This window comes from Calorimonas adulescens, from assembly GCF_008274215.1.
GTDB lineage: Bacteria > Bacillota > Thermoanaerobacteria > Thermoanaerobacterales > UBA4877 > Calorimonas > Calorimonas adulescens.
On record NZ_VTPS01000003.1, the window covers coordinates 62,287 to 81,757 of the forward strand.

General features: G+C 43.8%; 16 protein-coding genes and 2 tRNA genes. 14 read left to right on the plus strand and 4 right to left on the minus strand.

All coding sequences use genetic code 11. The features are described from left to right. The first annotated feature begins 46 nt into the window (after nt 1-46). The 7 genes from argF (at nt 47) to FWJ32_RS02945 (ending at nt 7,196) form a co-directional block, all read left to right on the plus strand. Nucleotides 47-1,021 carry an ornithine carbamoyltransferase gene (argF, locus tag FWJ32_RS02915; protein WP_149544480.1) on the plus strand — a complete coding sequence of 325 codons (975 nt, stop codon included), beginning with the start codon at nt 47-49 and terminating at the stop codon, nt 1,019-1,021. Nucleotides 1,022-1,322: 301 nt separating this feature from the next. Then, on the plus strand, nt 1,323-2,270 hold the full coding sequence (arcC, locus tag FWJ32_RS02920) for a carbamate kinase (protein ID WP_149544481.1): 948 nt from the start codon (nt 1,323-1,325) through the stop codon (nt 2,268-2,270). A gap of 279 nt (nt 2,271-2,549) precedes the next feature. Continuing rightward, the gene (locus tag FWJ32_RS02925; protein WP_149544482.1) at nt 2,550-3,719 is read left to right on the plus strand and encodes a M20 family metallopeptidase; all 1,170 of its coding nucleotides are present in this window, start codon (nt 2,550-2,552) and stop codon (nt 3,717-3,719) included. A gap of 75 nt (nt 3,720-3,794) precedes the next feature. Further along, complete coding sequence (gene cobT / locus FWJ32_RS02930) at nt 3,795-4,850, plus strand: nicotinate-nucleotide--dimethylbenzimidazole phosphoribosyltransferase (protein ID WP_149544483.1); 1,056 nt, start codon at nt 3,795-3,797, stop codon at nt 4,848-4,850. Between the two features lie 4 nt (nt 4,851-4,854). Continuing rightward, a complete protein-coding gene (locus FWJ32_RS02935) occupies nt 4,855-5,754 on the plus strand; it encodes a S66 peptidase family protein (protein WP_149544484.1) in 900 nt (299 codons plus the stop codon). Between the two features lie 15 nt (nt 5,755-5,769). Then, nucleotides 5,770-6,291 (plus strand): type 1 glutamine amidotransferase domain-containing protein, encoded by a 522-nt coding sequence (locus FWJ32_RS02940; protein ID WP_149544485.1) that lies wholly within the window; start codon nt 5,770-5,772, stop codon nt 6,289-6,291. Nucleotides 6,292-6,341: 50 nt separating this feature from the next. Further along, entirely contained in the window at nt 6,342-7,196 is an 855-nt protein-coding gene (locus FWJ32_RS02945; protein ID WP_149544486.1) for a mechanosensitive ion channel family protein, read from the plus strand. On the opposite strand, the gene FWJ32_RS02950 is transcribed toward FWJ32_RS02945, so the two are convergent. Both FWJ32_RS02950 and FWJ32_RS02955 read right to left on the minus strand, forming a co-directional pair. Further along, entirely contained in the window at nt 7,177-8,406 is a 1,230-nt protein-coding gene (locus FWJ32_RS02950; RefSeq protein WP_203227556.1) for a M48 family metallopeptidase, read from the minus strand. The genes FWJ32_RS02945 and FWJ32_RS02950 overlap by 20 nt on opposite strands. Before the next feature lie 127 nt (nt 8,407-8,533). Beyond that, on the minus strand, nt 8,534-9,484 hold the full coding sequence (locus tag FWJ32_RS02955) for an L-lactate dehydrogenase (RefSeq protein ID WP_149544487.1): 951 nt from the start codon (nt 9,482-9,484) through the stop codon (nt 8,534-8,536). Between the two features lie 151 nt (nt 9,485-9,635). Between FWJ32_RS02955 and FWJ32_RS02960 the strand changes: the two genes are divergently transcribed. The 4 genes from FWJ32_RS02960 to FWJ32_RS02975 all read left to right on the plus strand — a co-directional run bounded on the left by FWJ32_RS02960 (nt 9,636) and on the right by FWJ32_RS02975 (nt 16,154). Then, nucleotides 9,636-11,825, plus strand: a complete 2,190-nt coding sequence (locus tag FWJ32_RS02960; RefSeq protein WP_149544488.1) for an alkaline phosphatase family protein — start codon at nt 9,636-9,638, stop codon at nt 11,823-11,825. Continuing rightward, complete coding sequence (locus FWJ32_RS02965; protein ID WP_149544489.1) at nt 11,794-12,888, plus strand: glycosyltransferase family 4 protein; 1,095 nt, start codon at nt 11,794-11,796, stop codon at nt 12,886-12,888. Before FWJ32_RS02960 ends, FWJ32_RS02965 begins: the two co-directional genes overlap by 32 nt. Before the next feature lie 73 nt (nt 12,889-12,961). After that, nucleotides 12,962-14,887 carry a peptidase U32 family protein gene (locus FWJ32_RS02970; protein ID WP_149544490.1) on the plus strand — a complete coding sequence of 642 codons (1,926 nt, stop codon included), beginning with the start codon at nt 12,962-12,964 and terminating at the stop codon, nt 14,885-14,887. Then, nucleotides 14,865-16,154: an aspartate aminotransferase family protein gene (locus tag FWJ32_RS02975; protein WP_149544584.1), complete on the plus strand. Its 1,290-nt coding sequence runs from the start codon at nt 14,865-14,867 to the stop codon at nt 16,152-16,154. The genes FWJ32_RS02970 and FWJ32_RS02975 overlap by 23 nt, the downstream gene beginning before the upstream one ends. A 14-nt stretch (nt 16,155-16,168) precedes the next feature. Here FWJ32_RS02975 and FWJ32_RS02980 read toward each other — a convergent pair whose 3' ends face one another. Continuing rightward, nucleotides 16,169-17,875, minus strand: coding sequence for an HD-GYP domain-containing protein (locus tag FWJ32_RS02980; protein ID WP_162523480.1), 1,707 nt, complete (start codon nt 17,873-17,875; stop codon nt 16,169-16,171). Between the two features lie 134 nt (nt 17,876-18,009). Next, on the minus strand, nt 18,010-18,621 hold the full coding sequence (locus tag FWJ32_RS02985) for a hemerythrin domain-containing protein (RefSeq protein WP_149544492.1): 612 nt from the start codon (nt 18,619-18,621) through the stop codon (nt 18,010-18,012). An 85-nt stretch (nt 18,622-18,706) separates the two neighbouring features. On the opposite strand from FWJ32_RS02985, the gene FWJ32_RS02990 reads away from it, so the two are divergent. From FWJ32_RS02990 to FWJ32_RS03000, 3 genes are all read left to right on the plus strand, one after another. Next, complete coding sequence (locus FWJ32_RS02990) at nt 18,707-19,126, plus strand: HutP family protein (protein ID WP_420837934.1); 420 nt, start codon at nt 18,707-18,709, stop codon at nt 19,124-19,126. Between the two features lie 39 nt (nt 19,127-19,165). Continuing rightward, a tRNA-Ser gene (locus FWJ32_RS02995) sits at nt 19,166-19,254 on the plus strand. Between the two features lie 33 nt (nt 19,255-19,287). Then, nucleotides 19,288-19,378: transfer RNA gene (locus FWJ32_RS03000), tRNA-Ser, on the plus strand. Nucleotides 19,379-19,471: the final 93 nt, after the last annotated feature.

Consider the following 19,471-nt stretch of genomic DNA (forward strand, 5'->3'; position numbering starts at 1 on the left):
TTGATTTAAATAAACCAATAACTAATTTATGAAGGAGGAGTTACTAATGCCTGTAAACATGAAAGGCAAGTCACTTTTAACTGTTGAACAACTTACACAAGAGGAGATGGAATATCTTTTAGACCTTGCATCAACATTAAAGGCCAAAAAAAAGGCCGGCATAAAAGGCAATCTTCTTGAAGGTAAGAATATAGCGCTATTGTTTGAGAAGCCATCTACGAGAACAAGATGTGCGTTTACTGTGGCATGTGTGGATGAGGGTGCGCATCCTGAGTACCTGGGGAAGGATGATATCCAGTTGGGTAAGAAAGAAACTGTTGCAGATACTGCAAGGGTGCTTGGCAGGATGTTTGATGGTATAGAATTTAGGGGATTTAAACAGGAGACTGTGGAACAACTTGCAAAGTATGCCGGGGTTCCTGTTTGGAATGGCCTTACTGACTATTCTCATCCAACACAAATACTGGCAGACTTTCTCACGATAAAAGAACATTTTGGTTATCTCAAGGGGATTAAATTAACATATATGGGTGATGCAAGAAATAATATGGGTAATTCGCTTATGATGGGATGTGCCGTTATGGGTATGCACTTTGTGGCAGGGGCTCCAAAGGCACTCTGGCCTGAAGATTCTGTTGTAGCTAAGGCAAAAGAGATAGCCAAAAAGACAGGAGCGATAATAGAATTTACAGAAAGCCCCAGAGAGGCTGTAAAAAGTTCAGATGTCGTGTATACTGATGTTTGGGCATCCATGGGAGAAGAATCAAAGCTTCAGGAAAGGATAAACCTTCTAAAACCATACCAGGTCAACATGGATCTTATCAGAGCAACAGAAAAAGAAGATGTGATATTCCTCCATTGCCTTCCTGCTTTTCATAATAATGATACCGAAATATCGGAAAATGTTGGTGAGATGGAGGTGACTGACGAGGTATTTGAAAGCAAGTATTCAAAGGTGTTTGATGAGGCAGAAAACAGGATGCATACCATAAAGGCGATAATGGTTGCTACTCTTGCTTAACTCAAAATGGAGTAGCTGAGATGTTACGGTATATGTGATATGGGTAAGTGTAGGAGATTAAAAGAGAGGTATTAGGCAGGGTTGTTGCTGTGATGATGTCTGTATATGCAGTTTATGCTGTCAGCATGTACTATCCTGGACTTTCCACATGTAGTATATGCTGCGGGAATAATACCGTATTCATATTGTTAAAAAGGATAAGGGACAAAGGCCAACCGCCGGTAGATTGATACTTTTGGTATTAATCATGATTTTTCAGGTTGTCATATGGAGAATAGTGCCATAATGAGGTGATATAGCAATGTCCAGAATAGTTGTTGCACTGGGTGGCAATGCCCTTCAGTCAAACCCAAAAGATGTGTCAGCAGAAAGTCAGCTTGCATCCTGCAGATTAACTGCAAAGGCCATAGTCAGTCTTGTAAAAGAAGGTCATGAGGTAATAGTTGCTCATGGAAATGGTCCCCAGGTGGGTCAGATAGTCTCAACATATGAGACTGCTTCGAAGACTGCAGGAGGCTATGTTATGCCTCTACCAGAGTGTGGAAGCATGAGTCAGGGGTATATAGGGTACCACCTGCAGCAATCTATAGGTGATGCTCTGAGGAAAGAAGGGATAAACCGTTCGGTTGCCACAGTCATTACACAGGTTGTTGTAGATAGAGATGACCCTGCATTTCAGAATCCAAGTAAGCCAATAGGTTCTTTTTTTACAAAGGAAGAGGCTTATAAACTGGTGGCTATGGAGAATGGCTATGTAATGAAAGAGGACGCCGGCAGGGGCTACAGAAGAGTGGTACCATCCCCCATGCCGAAGAGAATTGTAGAGGAGAATATAGTAAGAACTTTGGCAGAGGCAGGGCATATAGTAATATCCTGTGGGGGAGGAGGGGTGCCGGTTATAGAAGATGAAGACGGGCTAAAGGGGGTAGCCGCTGTAATAGATAAAGACCTGGCCTCTGAGAAACTGGCAGAGATAATGGATGCAGATGTTCTATTGATACTTACTGCAGTTGAAAAAGTTGCTATAAATTACAATAGGCCTGGCCAGAAAGATTTAGATACCCTGACTGCAGAGGAGGCGGAAGGATATATGAGAGAGGGACACTTTGCCCCGGGCTCCATGCTTCCAAAGGTACAGGCTGCTGTGATGTTTGCAAGGTCCGGGCCGGGCCGCAAAGCCATAATAACATCCCTTGAAAAAGCAGAGGATGCCATTCAAGGCAAAACGGGCACAGTTGTTACAAATTAGTCTTGAGCAGGGTTGCACGCCCTGCTTTTTTATGACTGTGTTCTGCGAGGATTGTTTATTTATACTTTTTCACTTTACTTAAAAAAAGATTTATTATAGAATGTTAAAAAAAGGTACTGAATGTACATAATTAATAAGGGGCAGCAGGTTGTCTGCATGTCTTGTGCACAACGGACAGACAACTGAATATTGATGTAAAATATATAGAGTGTCTGTACTGTCGTTGTTATTATTGGATGCAGTATATGGACTATTATAAAATAGACTGGAGTGATATGAGTGGATGAGATAAAGAAAAGTATAGATGATTGCATTGATGGGCTAAGAGATGAGCTTACAAGCCTTTCTACTTTTATACACGATAACCCTGAATTGGGTAATCAGGAATACAAAGCAGCGGCGATCCTCTGCGATACGCTGGAGAAATATGGATTTAGTGTGGAAAGAGGATATCTTGGGATAGAGACAGCATTTAAGGCAGATTATGGCAGGAGGGATGAGGTGAGTGTGGCAATAATGGCAGAGTATGATGCATTGCCAGGCCTTGGCCACGGGTGCGGGCACAACCTCATCTGTGCAGCAGCAGTGGGTGCGGCCATAGCACTAAAACCTGTTGCTGACATGTTTGGTGGTCTTGTGACGGTGTTTGGTACCCCGGCAGAGGAGACCAATGGTGCCAAGGTACCAATGGCTGCGGCCGGTGTTTTTGACCCGTATGATATTGCAATAATGGCTCATCCATCGGATAAATACTGTGTTTATTCGTCATCCCTGGCTATGGACGCTTTACAGTTTGAATATTTTGGTAAAGCTGCCCATGCGGCCTCTGCTCCCCATGAGGGGATAAATGCCCTGGATGCTGTTTTACAGCTCTTTAACGGAGTAAATGCATTGAGGCAACAGATGGAAGATGGTTCAAGGGTACATGGAATCATAACTGATGGTGGAAAAGCGCCAAACATAATACCTGACCATGCTGAGGCACGTTTTTATGTCAGGGCAAAGACCAGGATGAAACTGGATATCTTGAGGGAAAAGGTGATAAGATGTGCCAGAGGAGCTGAGATGGCTACTGGGTCGAGGCTTGAGATTTCCAACTTTGAGTTTTCTTTTGATGACATGGTTACCAACCGCCATTTAGCAGAAACGTGTAAGGAAAACCTAAAGAGGCTCGGGGTACATGAACTTTCAGAGAATGATGAGAGTATGGGATCTACGGACATGGGCAATGTATCCCATAGGGTGCCTTCAATGCATTTATACTTCAGGATAGTTGAACCTGGCACACCTGGACACAGTATTGAGATGTGTAATGCGTCGGGGTCGGAAGAGGGGATAAATGCCATGATGATTGCAGCTAAAGCGCTGGCTATGACTGCAACTGATGTGATGAGGGATGAGGAACTCAGAAAGAGGATAAGAGACGAATTTACTAAAAACTTAAAATAAGCAGCACATGCTGCTTATTTTAAGTTTTTAGTGTATAATGTAATTAAAATACTTATTTTTAAGGAGTGTTTACATATGTTAAGGTTATATGAGGTTATAGATAAGGTAAAACCCCTTGATGATGAGGCAATGAAACTGGCGCAGGAGAGGTTAGACAGCCTTACAAAGCCACAGGGTAGCCTTGGGAGGCTTGAGGAGGTGGCTATCAGGATAGCCGGTATAACGGGCAAATATATACCGGATGTACCCAGAAAGCTCTCTATACTCATGGCTGCAGACCACGGGGTAGTTGAGGAGGGTGTGAGTGCCTTTCCCCAGAATGTGACCGTGGAGATGGTTGAGAACTTTGTAAATGGTGGAGCAGCTATGAATGTGCTCTCAAGGCATGTAAGGTCTGACCTGTGGGTTGTGGATATTGGTGTTAAGGGTGACATTCCAGATAAAAGAGGAATAATAGATAAAAAAATAGCAAGAGGTACTTCTAATATGACTAAAGGCCAGGCCATGGACAGGGATGAGGCTATAAAGGCCATTGAAGTAGGGATATCTATGGTCGAGCAGGCTAAAGCCATGGGTTATGGGCTCATAGGTACAGGAGAAATGGGCATAGGGAATACTACTGCCAGTGCTGCTGTTGTCTGTGCTTTTTCTGGTATCAGCCCGCAGGATGTGGTTGGCAGGGGTACAGGCATAGATGACGAGGGTCTTAAAAGAAAGGTCAGGGCCATAGAAAAAGCACTGGAGGTGAACAGGCCCGACCCTGCCGACCCTGTTGATGTGCTGTCGAAGGTTGGAGGTCTGGAGATTGCCGGCCTGGCCGGTGTTTTCTTGGGATGCGCAGCAATGAGGATTCCTGTGCTCATTGATGGCTTTATATCTGGGGCAGCGGCACTGGTTGCCTATAAACTCAAGCCTCTTGCAGGGGAGTATATGATAGCATCACACCTGTCCATGGAGAGGGGCCACAGGGTAGAGTTGGATATGATGGGATTAAAGCCTCTTTTGAATCTTGATATGAGGCTGGGTGAGGGTACAGGAGCTGCTCTGGCTATGGGGATTGTGGATGTGTCTATAAAGATAATTAGAGAGATGGCCACATTTGAAGAGGCTGGGGTATCGCAAAAGGAGTGATCCTATGAATATAAAGCCCAGAAGACTGAGAGAGGGAAGCAGGATAGGAGTTGTAGCTCCGGCTGGGCCCGTAAAGGAAACAGACATAAAAAATGGCATATCGTTTCTGGAGAGTCTCGGCTTTAAAGCGGTTGTAGGAGAAAGCGCAATGTCAGAACCCATAAGGTATCTTGCCGCCCATGATGAACTTCGTGCATGGGATATTGACAGAATGTTTGAAGATAAGACAATAGATGGTATAATAGCAGTGAGGGGAGGATACGGTTCTACCCGGATACTCAGGATGATAGACTATGAGAAAATTGAGGAGAACCCCAAACCGTTTATTGGCTATAGTGACATTACGGCACTTTTGACTGCTATATATAATATCACAGGGCTTGTTACATTTCACGGGCCAAACCTCACCTCAGATATAAATGATTATTCTTTGTGGTATTTTAAGGCCCAGCTTATGGATGGAGAGCCGGCAGGGGTGGTTGAAATACCTGAGGGCATTGAGGCAAGGTGTATAAGGCCTGGCCAGGCCGAAGGCCGCCTTATAGGCGGCAATCTTTCGCTTATATGCTCCACCCTGGGTACCCCCTACGAGATAGATACATTTAACCGCATCCTGTTTTTGGAAGACGTAAATGAGGAGCCGTACAGGATAGACAGGATGCTTACCCAGCTTAAAAATTCCGGCAAGCTGGAGAAGGCCTGTGGCATACTGCTTGGCTCATTCAAAGGATGCGGCGATGTCCAACCTGTGTTTGAGGATATCCTTGGCTCACTGGAAATACCAGTGCTCTATATACCTGTATTTGGCCATGACATCTATAAACTTACAATCCCAGAAGGCGTAATGGCAGAAATTGACGCTGAGCAGTCTATATTTAATATAAAGGAAGCACCTGTAATTTAAAAAGGAGTGATTTTTATGAGCTTGAATGGTAAGAAATACATTATGCTGGTAGAGGAAGGTTTTGAGGACTTAGAGTTATGGTACCCAGTAATTAGGCTCAGGGAAGAGGGAGCAGAGGTCAAGCTCCTGGGGAGAGAGAAAGGCAAGACCTACATCGGCAAACACGGCGTCCCAGCAGTGAGCGACTGCACCGTTGCAGATGTAAGCGCAGACGGGATAGATGGTCTCCTGGTACCTGGAGGCTGGGCACCGGACAAGTTGAGAAGGGATAAGGGCATATTAGAACTGGTTAGGGAGGTAAACGAACAGGGCAAACTCGTGGCTGCCATATGCCATGCAGGCTGGGTGCTGGCCTCCGCTGGTATGCTCAAAGGTAGGAAGATGACCTGCGTATCGGCAATAGTGGATGATATGGTAAATGCAGGTGCTTCCTACATTGACCAGGAGGTAGTGGTCGATGGCAACCTTATCACTTCAAGGACTCCTGATGACCTGCCAGCGTATATGCGGGAGATAGTAAAGAGGGAAAGTAAATAACATTACGGTGCCTGCACTGCAGGTACCTTTTTATTATGGAGGTTGTTTTTATGTGGGAATCTCTAGTAAGCGCCATAAACGATAGGATAGCTGCCATAAATTTTGCTGACTTTATATCAAAGGGAATAGGTATACTGATAGTAATTATTGTTGCCGGTATTGCCATAAGGACAGGCAGTTTTATTATTGCCCGTTTTGTCAGTGGCAGAAGCAGCAAAATGAATCTTCCTGTAGAGGAGAGACGGCTCAAGACGCTGGCAAGTATATTAAAGAGCGTTCTCAGGTATACAGTGTATTTCATTGCTGGAATGACAATACTGGACACATTGGGGGTACCAATGACTTCTATAATAGCAACGGCTGGAATTGGCGGCCTGGCCGTGGGTTTTGGAGCCCAGAACCTTGTCAAGGATGTAATCGCAGGCTTCTTTATGCTTTTGGAAGACCAGATATCGGTTGGCGACTATGTAACTATTGAAGGCATATCAGGTACAGTTACCGGGATTGGGCTTCGGGTCACGACCATCCAGGGTTTTACAGGAGAGATCAATATAATTCCCAATGGCTCTATAACAAAGGTTGTAAACTACTCAAGGGCTAACAATAAGGCTATAGTGGATGTAAGCATATCCTATGAGTCGGATATAGATAAGGCAATTTCGGTAATGAAGAGCGTGGGGGGAAAATTAATGGAAGAAAACCAAAACATAGTTGAAGAGCCAAATGTCCTCGGTGTAGTGAGTCTTGGTGACGCTGGCGTTACAATACGCATGGTCACTACTGTAAAGCCGACCACACAATGGAGTGTGGAGAGAGAACTCAGGAAAAGGATAAAAGAGGCCTTTGAACAGGAAGGTATAGAGATTCCTTACCCGCGGAGGGTGGTTATTCAGAAGGAGGCTTGATCTTCTCAACCATTTCTATCCTGTGCATTGTACTGGGATGGGTGTACGCAAACCATTCAATAAACAATGGTGGAGACATATCAGACAGGTTTCTTTTTGCCAGGTCTACCTGCAGCTTTATGACAGAATTCGGGTCTTCTGTCAACATTACTGATATCCTGTCCGCCTCGGTCTCCATTCTTCGTGACTCATAGTTATATATTGGATTGGCAATGTATGAGGCAAGCACAAAGAAAAGGGTTAGATACGCCCACAGGTAAGGTGGATAGCTGCCGTTAAAATGTATATCTATTTTCATAAAGGTATGCAGTATAAGTAGCATAATCAGGATGCCCAGTGAACTCTCGAGGAGGCCCTTTACGATATGCCCCTGCCTCCAGTGGCCCATCTCATGAGCTATAACAGCCCTCACCTCATCTTCCGGATAGTCTTTTAAAAGGGTGTCGTACAGGACTATCCTCTTTATCCTGCCGATTCCGGTAAAATAGGCATTGGCTTTAGTTGTTCTGCGGCTTGCATCCATTATAAGCACCTGATTAACGGGTATTCCGGCCTTATCAGCCAGTTCTTTTACCATTGCAATTATTTGTGGATCTTTTGCAGCCTCGAACTTGTTAAACAACGGTTCAACCAGTATTGGCCACAGAAAGGTCTGTACCACAAGCCACAGGGATATAAACGCCCAGGCTGTGATATGCCATGTGCCAGGCCATCTGTTTACTGCAAAGAACAGCAGTATGACACCTGTAGCTGATAGGACAAGGTCCAGCGCTGCACTTTTAATATAATCCATCCACCATGACATGAGGGTTTGAGTGGAAAATCCCCACTGTTTTTGAAGAAAATAGCCGCTGTAGAGGCTAAATGGGAGATTGATGATACGGAGTATCACCCACAGAATAAAAAAGTATAAAAGGATACTCAGGGTATACCTGCCAGCCACCTTTTCACACCAGTCTGAAAGATACCGTCCTGCCGTTCCCATTGTAAACCAGATAAGGAAAGAGAGCTCAACGGAAAAATTTATTGCTGAGACCATCCTGGATGCAGATGCATATGCCCTGGCTGAGACAATGTCACCCTCTGTAAAGTATCTGTAGGCGTCCCCGGCCGGTCTGCCTGGGAATGTAGTAAACCACAGGTATAACCCTAAGAATACAACTGTGATGCCAATCATAATGTACCAGAACCGGTTAAAACTAAAAGCCATGCCAATTTCCTTTCTATTATTGCGGTGTTATTATATATGCCTGCCCCTTGTGCTATCCCAAACCATTGCCGGTATTAAAGTCCCTAAAAAGCGAGGGCATCAAGGAAAATACAAGGATGGTGCAGCATCATAACTCAAGGGTGGATGCTACTTCTTTTAAAGTCTCAGCGGACTTCTTTAATGATGCTATTTCTTCTTCTTTTAAAGACATTTCCAATACTTTTTTTATTCCTGTTTTTCCCACTATGGAAGGTAAGCTGAGGCATATATTATCTATGCCGTACTGTCCCTTCATAAGGCTTGAGACCGTAAGTACAGAGTTTTCATCCCTCAGTATGCACTCCACAATCCTTCTTACCGCAAGGGCTACTGCATAGTAGGTGGCATTCTTCCGCTCAATTATCTTATATGCTGCATTCCTTACATCATCCACAATCGCCTGCTTTTCTGCCTGATCACAGCCTTTATCGCACCGGTCGCAGTATTCGGTAAAGGGGGTTCCCGCTATATTTGTAAGGCTCCACGCAGCTACTTCACTGTCACCATGTTCCCCTATTATGTAGGCGTGTACATTCCTGGGATCTATACCGCACAGCTTGCCCAAGAAAAATCTAAATCGGGAGCTATCCAGCACAGTCCCTGAGCCTATAACCTGATTTGAAGGAAGTCCAGAAACCTTCAGTGTCACATAGGTCAAGATATCCACAGGGTTGGTTACTATAAGATATATAGCCTTATCGTTGTATTTTACCAGCTGCGGCACCATCTCCTTGAATATGGCTGTGTTTTTCTTAACCAGGTCCAAACGTGTCTCTCCTGGCTTTTGATTTGCCCCTGCTGTTATAATTATAATCTCTGCCCCGCTGCATGAGGAGTAATCGCCGTTGTATACCGAGGCAGGAGGTATAAATGCCATGCCGTGGTTTATATCCATTGCTTCTCCTTCTGCTTTTCGGGCGTTTAGGTCTATAAGGGCGATTTCAGGAACAATTCCACTCAATGCCAGGGCAAAAGCTGTAGTTGAACCCACAAAACCGGTCCCAATTATTGCTATTTTATGTGATACTATTGACTCCATATTTTTCTACTCCTTTTTAATTTTTTATTTATAGTATACCACAACATATAACGGATTACACCGTCTTCTGCTATTTGCAGATTTTTAGGACTTGCACCAGTGTGGTATAATAAAGCTTAATGGGGTGTCCACAAAATTATGGAGGTATTGTATGAGGCGACTATGCATATATATTTTGACCTTTTTAATAGTGTTTGGCAATTTTATTACGGCTTATGCTAAACAGCCGGGAAATGTTGTAATGATAATCCTGAATGGGCTTACCCTTGACGACCTTAAAGATAATGACCTTCCAAACATAAAGCGTTTGATAGACACAGGCTGTATAGCGGTTATGAATTCCAATGCCGCAGCGACTAAAAATGAACCCGGCTCTTTCTTGACCATAGGGGCAGGCGTAAGGGCTTACGCAGGGGTAGAGACCGGCCAGGGGTATAATGAAGATGAGGAGTACATAAATGGTAGTGCCGGAGATTTTTACAGTCTTTATACGGGCATGATGCCTTACGGCGAGGTTGTTGTGCCAGGCATATTGCAGATTAAAAAAGCCAATGAGGGCTACTATGAGGACATAAGGCCAGGCCTGATGGGGGAGACGTTAAAAGATGCGGGTATACCCGTAACGGTTCTGGGAAATAGCGACAGGCCGAACATTAAGCGAAGGTATGCCCCATTAATTGGGATGGATGAGGATGGAGTGGTGGCCTATGGCGATGTGAGTTCGAGGATGAACATTGAGGATAGCTCGTACCCCTTTCTGACTAAAACCAATTATGACTATCTCAATGAAAAATTGAAGGACTCACTGGATAGAGGAGGCCTTACCATAGTAGAGCTGGGTGACATGGCGCGTGTAGATGACTTCATGAGCTTCACAAGCCAGGAAAGGGGTATGGCTTTGAGGTCAAAGGTCTTAAGGGATATAGATGAATTTATAGGAAACATATTGAATGAGGTTGATATTTCAAGAGACATGGTTATGATTGTGGACCCATATCCTGGCAGGGATTCCCTGTTGAAACAGGAGATGCTGACGCCTATTATTGTGGCAGGGCCAGGCTTTGGTAATGGTTACCTGAAGTCAGATACAACAAAGAGGCCGGGAATTGTGGCTAACCTTGACGTTGCCGTGACAGTACTGAATTATTTTGGAATAGATAAGCCAGCGGTCATGGCAGGCCACAGGCTCTATAATGGTGGGAGCGGAAGCTTAGAGTCACTCTATGAGATGAACCAGAGGACAACAGCCGTCCATGTAATAAGGCCTGTTGCTGTGAGATATTATGTTGGAGTCCAGATAGGGATACTTTTTGTATCACTGTTGTTTATATATCTTTTGAAGAGGTATGTATATATCATCAAATATCTGCTCATGGGCGACATGCTGGTCCCTTTCATATTGCTTATACTTCCCATGTTTGACATACGGACACTATCTATGACACTGCTCGCAATAACAGGACTATCAGCAGTAATGATATACATCATAAGCCTGTTTCTTAAGGACAGCTACAAGATTGTGACGTTTATCGGGCTTGTGACTGTGTTTGCAATTGCCCTGGACCTTTTTACAGGGGCAAACCTTATAAAGACATCTGTACTTGGTTATGACCCTATCGGCGGAGCCAGGTATTACGGTATAGGAAACGAATATGTAGGTGTGCTGATAGGTGCGGCATTGCTGGGTATTTCCGGCCTTATGGACAGGTATAATATTAGAATTTTGAGGTACATTAGTATAGGTATTATGATGATATTGATATTTCTGGTGGCTGCACCATCTTATGGAACAAACCTTGGCGGCACCATTGCCGCTGCGATGGCGTTTTTCACTTTTGCAATCCTCATAATCAGAAATAAGGTTACATTCCGGGATATCATATATGCCGGCATACTTACAACCGCAGTTGTCCTCTGCCTCTTCATTGTGGATATGTTCATAGGGGCTACACATATAGGAGAGCTGGCAAGGAATGTTGCCACACAGGGGATGGGTGCACTAAATGAGGTGGCTATAAGGAAACTTGCAACCAACCTGAGGCTTATAAGGTATACCATATGGACCAGGGTCCTCTTAGCATCCATTATTGTCCTGGCAGCCCTTTCATACAGGCCCACGGACATGTTAAAGAAATTGTTTGCTGAATATCCTTATCTGTATAAAGGTTTTGTAAGCGGGCTTATCGGCACCTTATTCGTCCTTGTTGCAAATGATTCCGGGATAGTTGCGGCAGCCACACTGATAATATTTATAGTACCTCCTATAGTCATTATGACTATAGACAGGCTTATAGGAGAGCGATACACTTATGAGAATACTTCATCTGGTAAGGAGAAGTGAAGGGGGACTAAAGAGCCATATACTGACCATTGCTAGGGGTTTGGATAAAACCAGGTTTGAAATGGAGATAGCCGCATCTTTTGATGAGCCTACTATAAGATATATAAGTGGAATGGGAATTAAATACTTTCCCGTTGAAATATCGGACAGATCCTCTCCGGGTGAGATACTGAGGGCTGCAGCAAGGCTTAGGGGTATAGTTAAGAAAGAGGGGATTAATCTTGTCCATGCCCATGGGTTTGTGGCAGGACTTGTGGCACAGGTCTCGGGAGTCCAATCTGTAATAACGTTTCATAATTTCCCGCCGGATAAAGGGCTCAAGTGGATAGGCTTCAGGGAAGCGGAAAAATGCCTTGGCAGGCGTACCTGTCAGTACATAGCGGTATCAGAGGCGCTTAGGGAGAGTTTGAGCAGCATAGGTATTGACAGGTACAGGGTGAAGGTTATTTATAACGGCATTGATGATGAGCTTTTTGATTCAAGGGAACCTGTGCTAAAAAGAGAGTTCAATATCGGTGAAGGATTTAAACTGGTCGTCTGTGTGGCCAGGCTGATACCGGAAAAGGGAGTAGAGTACTTTATCCGAGCGGCATCATTGCTAAAAAGAGACAGGGACGATGTTTATTTCATGCTCATAGGCGATGGGCCTATGAGGGGTTATCTCGAGGGCATGGTTGGGGAGCTTGGGTTAAGTGAAAGATTTATCTTTGCTGGATACAGAGAAGACGCCGGAAGATTATTATCGGGCTGCGATATTTTTGTATTGCCATCTCTAAAAGAAGGGCTTGGGATTTCCCTTTTAGAAGCTATGGCCTCGAAGGTGCCCTGTATAGCTTCAAAGGTTGGAGGCATACCGGAGGTACTGGGCGAAGGTATGGGAGGCATACTGGTGAAACCTGGCGACTATATGGAACTTTATGCCGCTATGAGGTATCTATTAAACAATAGGGATAAATCTGTAGAGCTGGCGGAAAAAGGGTATAATCTGGCCAAGAACGGGTTTAGGTCTGCTGATATGATAAAGGATTTAGAGTCTGTTTATTTAAGTACAGGATTGATGTGATGTATTTAACTATATTAGACTTTATGGGTGAAATTGATTCTACCTTGTACTATAATTGTGTGTGGTGATCAAAATGGGGAAAATATTGGAACTCCTGGCACCAGCCGGGAATTTTGATGCCCTCAAAGCTGTCATTGATAATGGAGCTGATGCAGTTTATCTGGGTGGTAAAAGGTTTAATATGAGGATGCACAGAAAGGACATGAACTTTGACGATGAGGATTTGGAGATGGCTGTATCCTACGCTCACAGTAATGGGGTGAGGATATATGTTACGTTAAACAACCTGTATAACCAGCGTGAGATTGAAGATGTTGCTGTATACCTTGAGTATTTAAAGGCTGTTGCACCTGATGCCTTGATAGTACAGGACCTTTCTGCTTTAAAGCTCCTCAGGGATATGGATATTAATATACAGGTACATGCCAGCGTTATGATGAATGTGCACAACAGGGAGACTGCAATGACCTTAAAAGAACTTGGCGTTACAAGATTTGTTGCCTGCAGGGAGATGGATTTAAAGACGCTAAAGAAGATTAAAGAGGATGTCGGTATAGAGATAGAATATTTCATTCATGGAGACATGTGCTATGCGGAAAGTGGCCAGTGCCTCACATCAGGCATAGTCTTGGGTAAGAGCAGTAACAGAGGACAGTGCTTGAAACCATGCAGATGGGCATATGGACTTTATAGAGATAACAGGCTTATACGCGATGGGTATCTTTTGGCGGTAAAGGATATGTGTATGCTCCCTCATATACCACAGCTGGCTGAGGCCGAGGTGGATTCTTTAAAAGTGGAGGGAAGGATGAGGGGAGCCGAATACATAGGTGAGATCATTGGTATATACAGGAGAGCAATTGATAGCTACATGAAGGACCCTGCAGGATGGGCCCTTGATATGGAAGACTACAAAAGATTATACGATAAGAGGGCGAGGGAATTTAGCACGGCCTTTGCCTTTGGCAATCCAGGGCCATCTTATGTAGATGAGACCGGTAGGAGGGAGCCTAAAATATTTACAAGGTCTGCCAGGGAACACCATATAGAGGTTGGCGAGGCTTCGCCGTTTGAGTGTGGAAAGGATATGTCAATCCCCAAGCTTGCGGTGAGGGTTAGGGATGTGGATTCAGCCATGGCAGCTATAGAGGCAGGAGCTGAAAGGATTATCATAGGCGGGGAGGCGTTTTGTCCGGCCAGGCCGTTTAAAAAGCAGGATATAAAAGGACTTATTGAGGATAGTGATAGATACGGTGTGGAGATAGGCCTGGCCATGCCACGCATAACCATGAATAGGGAAATTCTGGAATACAGAGAGCTTTTAAGGTATCTTAAGGACACCCCGCCAGACGTTGTCTACGTGTCAAACCTGGGTTCATACAGGTTGGTAAGAGAAGAGGCTGACTGGTCTGTATGTGCTGACTATTCCTTTAATATCATGAATGACATAACCATTTCGCTTTTAAAAGAGCTTGGGTTTGGCCAGGCCACCCTGTCCTTAGAGGCGACCTTTGCAGAACTAAAAGAAATAAAACCCATCATTCCTTTAGAACTTATTGTCCAGGGCCCCATAGAGGGGATGGTATCCGACAACTGCCTGCTGGGTAGCCCATACTCATGTGACAAAGGGTGCAGAGATGGTGGGTTCTACCTTAAGGATGAGACAGGAGGACTTAGGAGGGTGGGGGTTGACCAGTACTGCAGAAACCACATCTTTCTTGAGGCGGAGCTCTGCCTGCTGCCATACCTTAAAGATGTCTTAAGCCTTCCTCTTGCCAGTATAAGGGTGGAGGGCAGGCTCTATAATGCAGACCAGGTTGAAACAGTTGTAGGTTTGTACAGGAAAAGCATTGATAGTATATGCAATGGTGGCGAGTTTGACTGGAATGACTTCAAGCTGTTAAGAGAAGCAGCAGGTTTCAACCAGGGCCTTGGCATTTTCAGGTTTGATGAGATTAAAAAGAGGGGGAATAGGAGTGCCGAATTATATAGGACCTGATAGGATTATTGAAAAGAAACAGAGGTATATGATACCATGTCTTTACCATTTCTATGAGAGGCCCATGCAGATAGTAAAAGGTGAGATGCAGTTTCTTTATGACAGTGAGGGCAATAAATACCTTGACTTTTATTCCGGGGTGTCCACCATAAACTGCGGACACTGCAACCCTGCAATAACAGAGAGGGTATGCGAGCAGGTAAAGACACTACAGCACGTGTCGTCCATCTACCTGACCCAACCGGTAGTGGACGTTGCCGAGAGACTGGCCGAGATTGCACCTGGCAAACTAAAAAGGAGTTTTTTTGTAAACAGCGGCAGTGAAGCCAACGAGGGGGCAATCCTTCTGGCTAAGGTATACACCCATGACAGTGAGGTGCTGGCCTTAAGGAACAGCCTTCACGGCAGGACGCAGCTTACCATTAGCCTTACGGGTCTTTCTTTCTGGAGGACAGAGCCGAACCCGGTAGGTGGAATAAGCTTTGTGCCAAACCCTTACTGCTACAGGTGTCCGCTAAACCTCAAATACCCTGACTGTGATATTGCCTGTGCCCAAGAGGTGGAGAGGGTCATAGAGACATCCACATCAAGGAACGTGGCTGCCTTTATTGTAGAACCCATTCAAGGGAATGGAGGGATAATCACCCCACCACCTGAGTATTTCAAAGAGGTAAAGAGAATACTGGATAAGTATGGAATACTCCTTATAGCCGATGAAGTCCAGACAGGATTTGGAAGAACTGGGAAAATGTTCTGCATGGAACATTTCGGGGTGTCTCCAGATATTATGAGTGTGGCCAAGGCCCTTGGCAACGGTATGCCCATAGGAGCCTTTATAACTACCGATGAAATTGCAGAATGCTTTACCAGGCCAGGCTCATCCACACTGGGGGGCAACCCCGTCTCCATGGCGGCAGCCCTGGCGACCTTAGACTACATCGAAGAAAATGACCTGCCCGGCAGGGCGGCCAGGCTTGGGGACTATTTGAGAAGCAGGCTCATAGAGCTTAAAAATAAGCACAGGATTATAGGAGATGTAAGGGGCCTTGGCCTTATGCAGGGTGCAGAACTGGTGCATGAGGACAGGAGCCCTGCAGTAAAGGAGATAGATATAATCCTTGAAAAGCTTAAGGATAGGGGCGTACTTCTGGGCAAGGTTGGTGAGTTTAGGAATGTGCTGGCTTTCCAGCCACCGCTTATTATAGAAAAAGAGGATATCGACCAGGTCATCGAGACGTTAAATGAGGTATTGGTAGAAATGGAGTAGAGAAACAGGCATCATTACGGTGCCTGTTTCTCTATATATGCTCTTTTTCTTTTGATTTGTTCGCTGAGTATGGCTTTTAATATTTTATCACGGGTATTGGTGTTTATAGAGACAAATTCAAGGGTATAGCGATTGACACCGTTATCATGTATGATATTTTTTATAAATCCATATACAGGGATAACTTCGGAATCGGGGAGCTGTATCCCTACAGCCAGACCCTTATATATTGGAAGCATATAAGGCGACTCGAATTCTATATGATTTCCTGAAATGGCTTTGATATTAATTGTTTCTGTAGAGTTTTCGTTTTTAATAAAACCATTAAGTTCCCACAAAATTTTATAGAAATATTCTTTTTCTATTGCCTCTAACTTTTTAAAGATGAGTCGTTTATACCCGATACCGGATATTTCCTTTATCATATACTCGAAGAAGTTCTGTCTATCATTGAAAGCCACCTGTATCTCCATTATATCTTTTGACAGGCTATCTACTTGGAAATCCTGAAATAATAAAATATAATCTTGGCCTGTATACTTCAATATCCCCTTATCGACATAAAAACGGTTTTCTGTCAGATAAATTATTATTGATACCTTGGTTATGTAGTTATACTCCATTAAGCTGTAATTGGTACTTTTTTTCTTTTTTAGCAAATCTATTGCCTTTAATACTATTTCAGGGTCGAACTGTGTACCTGAGCACGATTCTAGTTCTGCAATAATTTCTTCTGTAGTCTTGGATTTTGCATAGGGTCTGCCGGAACGCATTGCATCTATACAGTCGGCAACGGCAATGAGCCTGCTTATAAAGGGTATATCTCTCCCTGAAAGACCATCAGGATAACCTGTCCCATCATATCTTTCATGATGGTATCTAACATATTTAGATATATCGTTGATATCTGGAAAATCATAAAAGATCTCATTTATATACTGACAGCTGAGGATAGGGTGCTCCTTAATTTTTATATATTCTTCCTCAGTCAGTTTACCGTTTTTGTTTAGTATTTCATCAGGTATGCCAAGTTTTCCCACATCATGAAGTAAGGAGGCGTAATAAGCCATTTTTGTGGTTTTTTCATCAAGGCCGAACTCCTTGGATAAAAGCATGACCCAGTGCGCTACATTATACGAATGGTCAAAAGTGAAAGGGTCTTTTTTATTGAGCTGACCGGTCAAGAATATGGATATTCTCTCCAACATGATACTGGCAATATCCCCATTAAAATATAGTTCCAGTTTTTCTCGTATAAGCTGCAAGATAAGTGATACCTCTGTGTCATGCATAAGCCCATCCAAGTTATTCATTTTTATACCGGCAAACACCAATATTGCCATTAGATTATCATCTTTTGAGTCAAAAAAAGGTATTATTGCTATGCGATGTAATGGATACCCTTTCAGGTCGATGCCATATATCCTTTCAGCAGTTTCATTATCAACATCTTCGACGAGCAGAAGGTTGTGAGTGTTACACAACATGTTTATATAATCTCTGTCTATGATTACAGCGTAATCCGATGATATGAGTTTTTGCAACTCTGCGCTGTTTATAATAGTATCTTTAAAATTAATATAGGTATGGTCGTTGCTGAGATAACCTATGGAGGCAACCTCATAGGAAAAATACTTATCAAAAAAATGTACAAGCTGTTTAAGGTCGACTTTAAAATCAGTGTAATGGATATCAATTTCTTTGTATTTTGATGCACCCAATATGCTCTCCCCACCATGACTATATAGTACTAATTGTATAATATTATATGTTTGCATATAATATTCGACACTTTTTTCCATTTTCCTCTTTAAAAAAATTAATCCCCATTATGAGGGGGCTATTTTAAAGTTTATTATTGTCTGCCTGGAGTGAAGCAGCAGTATCCAATCTGGTCAGCGTCATTGAGCATCTTCTTCCAAACTTCTGGGTCATCAATGACTTCAAAAGCGGTGGGGTATAGTATGTGATTTTCCTTGAATATGTGGTCTCTCAGGTTGAAGACAATAAACCTTGTAAGCTCGTTTAACTCGCCCTTGAAATCGGCAAAGTCAATATCCTCTACGTTTTCCGATATCTCCTTCAGTCTTTTCTTGCGCGGCCTTAACATATCATGTTCCATCCTCATTATTCTTGACGGGCCGCTTATACCCCTCTTTTCCAGTTCAGGGAACAACACATCCTCCTCCCTCTGGTGATGCTTTTCTGTCTCTACAAGGTGCTCAGCTATATGCCTCAGCTCCTTGAATATTACAGCCTCAGGTTTATATGTGTCCATATTCTGTATCATATTATTGGCCTCGTCCAAACTATCCAGGAACTTCAGTATCACGTCGTGCTCCGATATCAATGTATGCAACATGGAACCCGGCTCCAACCCTGCCTTGAAGTTTTCCAGCTCAGCGGAGAGCATTTCCATGTGTATGGAGCAACTGTAAGTATATCCCCAACGAGTCTGACAGGACATGATTCATATCACATTTTGATATGATATTTTTTAGAAAGGAATCAGGATTTTATGGTATAATGAAATCGATTGGAGGTTGATAATAATGGCTGTAGGCAGTGTTGATATAGCGAAAATAGCAGTAAGAATGGCCCTCTCAACAAGGGAAGAGGAACATGAACTAAAGGCGAAATATCAGGAAAATGGGATTAGGGTGGCCGCTGTGGACTTTGGGGGAGATTTTTCCTCCTCGATACAAAAGATTGTGGAGAGGACATGCGTGGCTGCAAAACGTGAGGGAATAGTAACGGATACCCATGTTGGTGAAGGAGCGGTAGCCGGAGCTGTAAGGGATGCACTTATGGAGGTATCCTTAAAGGCAAGCGGATTTAACGTAGGTGGGAAGGTTGGCCTGGCCAGGTATGGAGAACACCTTACTGTATGTGCATTCTTTGGCATAGGCCTGTTAAATCTAAATGAGGTTGTAATTGGTCTCGGACACAGGTCTGTTGGTAAAGAGTATTGACACTAAAGAATATTTATGTTATACTTTGATGTGTCGCTCGGAGAGGTGTCCGAGGGGTTTAAGGAGCTGGTCTTGAAAACCAGTGTCTCCGCAAGGGGCCGTGGGTTCGAATCCCACCCTCTCCGCCATGAATAAGATATTATTTTAATGTAGCAGATTTTGGAGGAGTACCCAAGTCGGTGAAGGGGCGGTCTTGCTAAGACTGTAGGTCGTGAAAGCGGCGCGAGGGTTCGAGTCCCTCCTCCTCCGCCATACATGATGAAATAGAGCTTACCTGAAATGGTAGGCTTTTTATTTTTAATTGGAGCGTTTCTGTGGTAATATAATAGTGAGGTGAGACAGGAT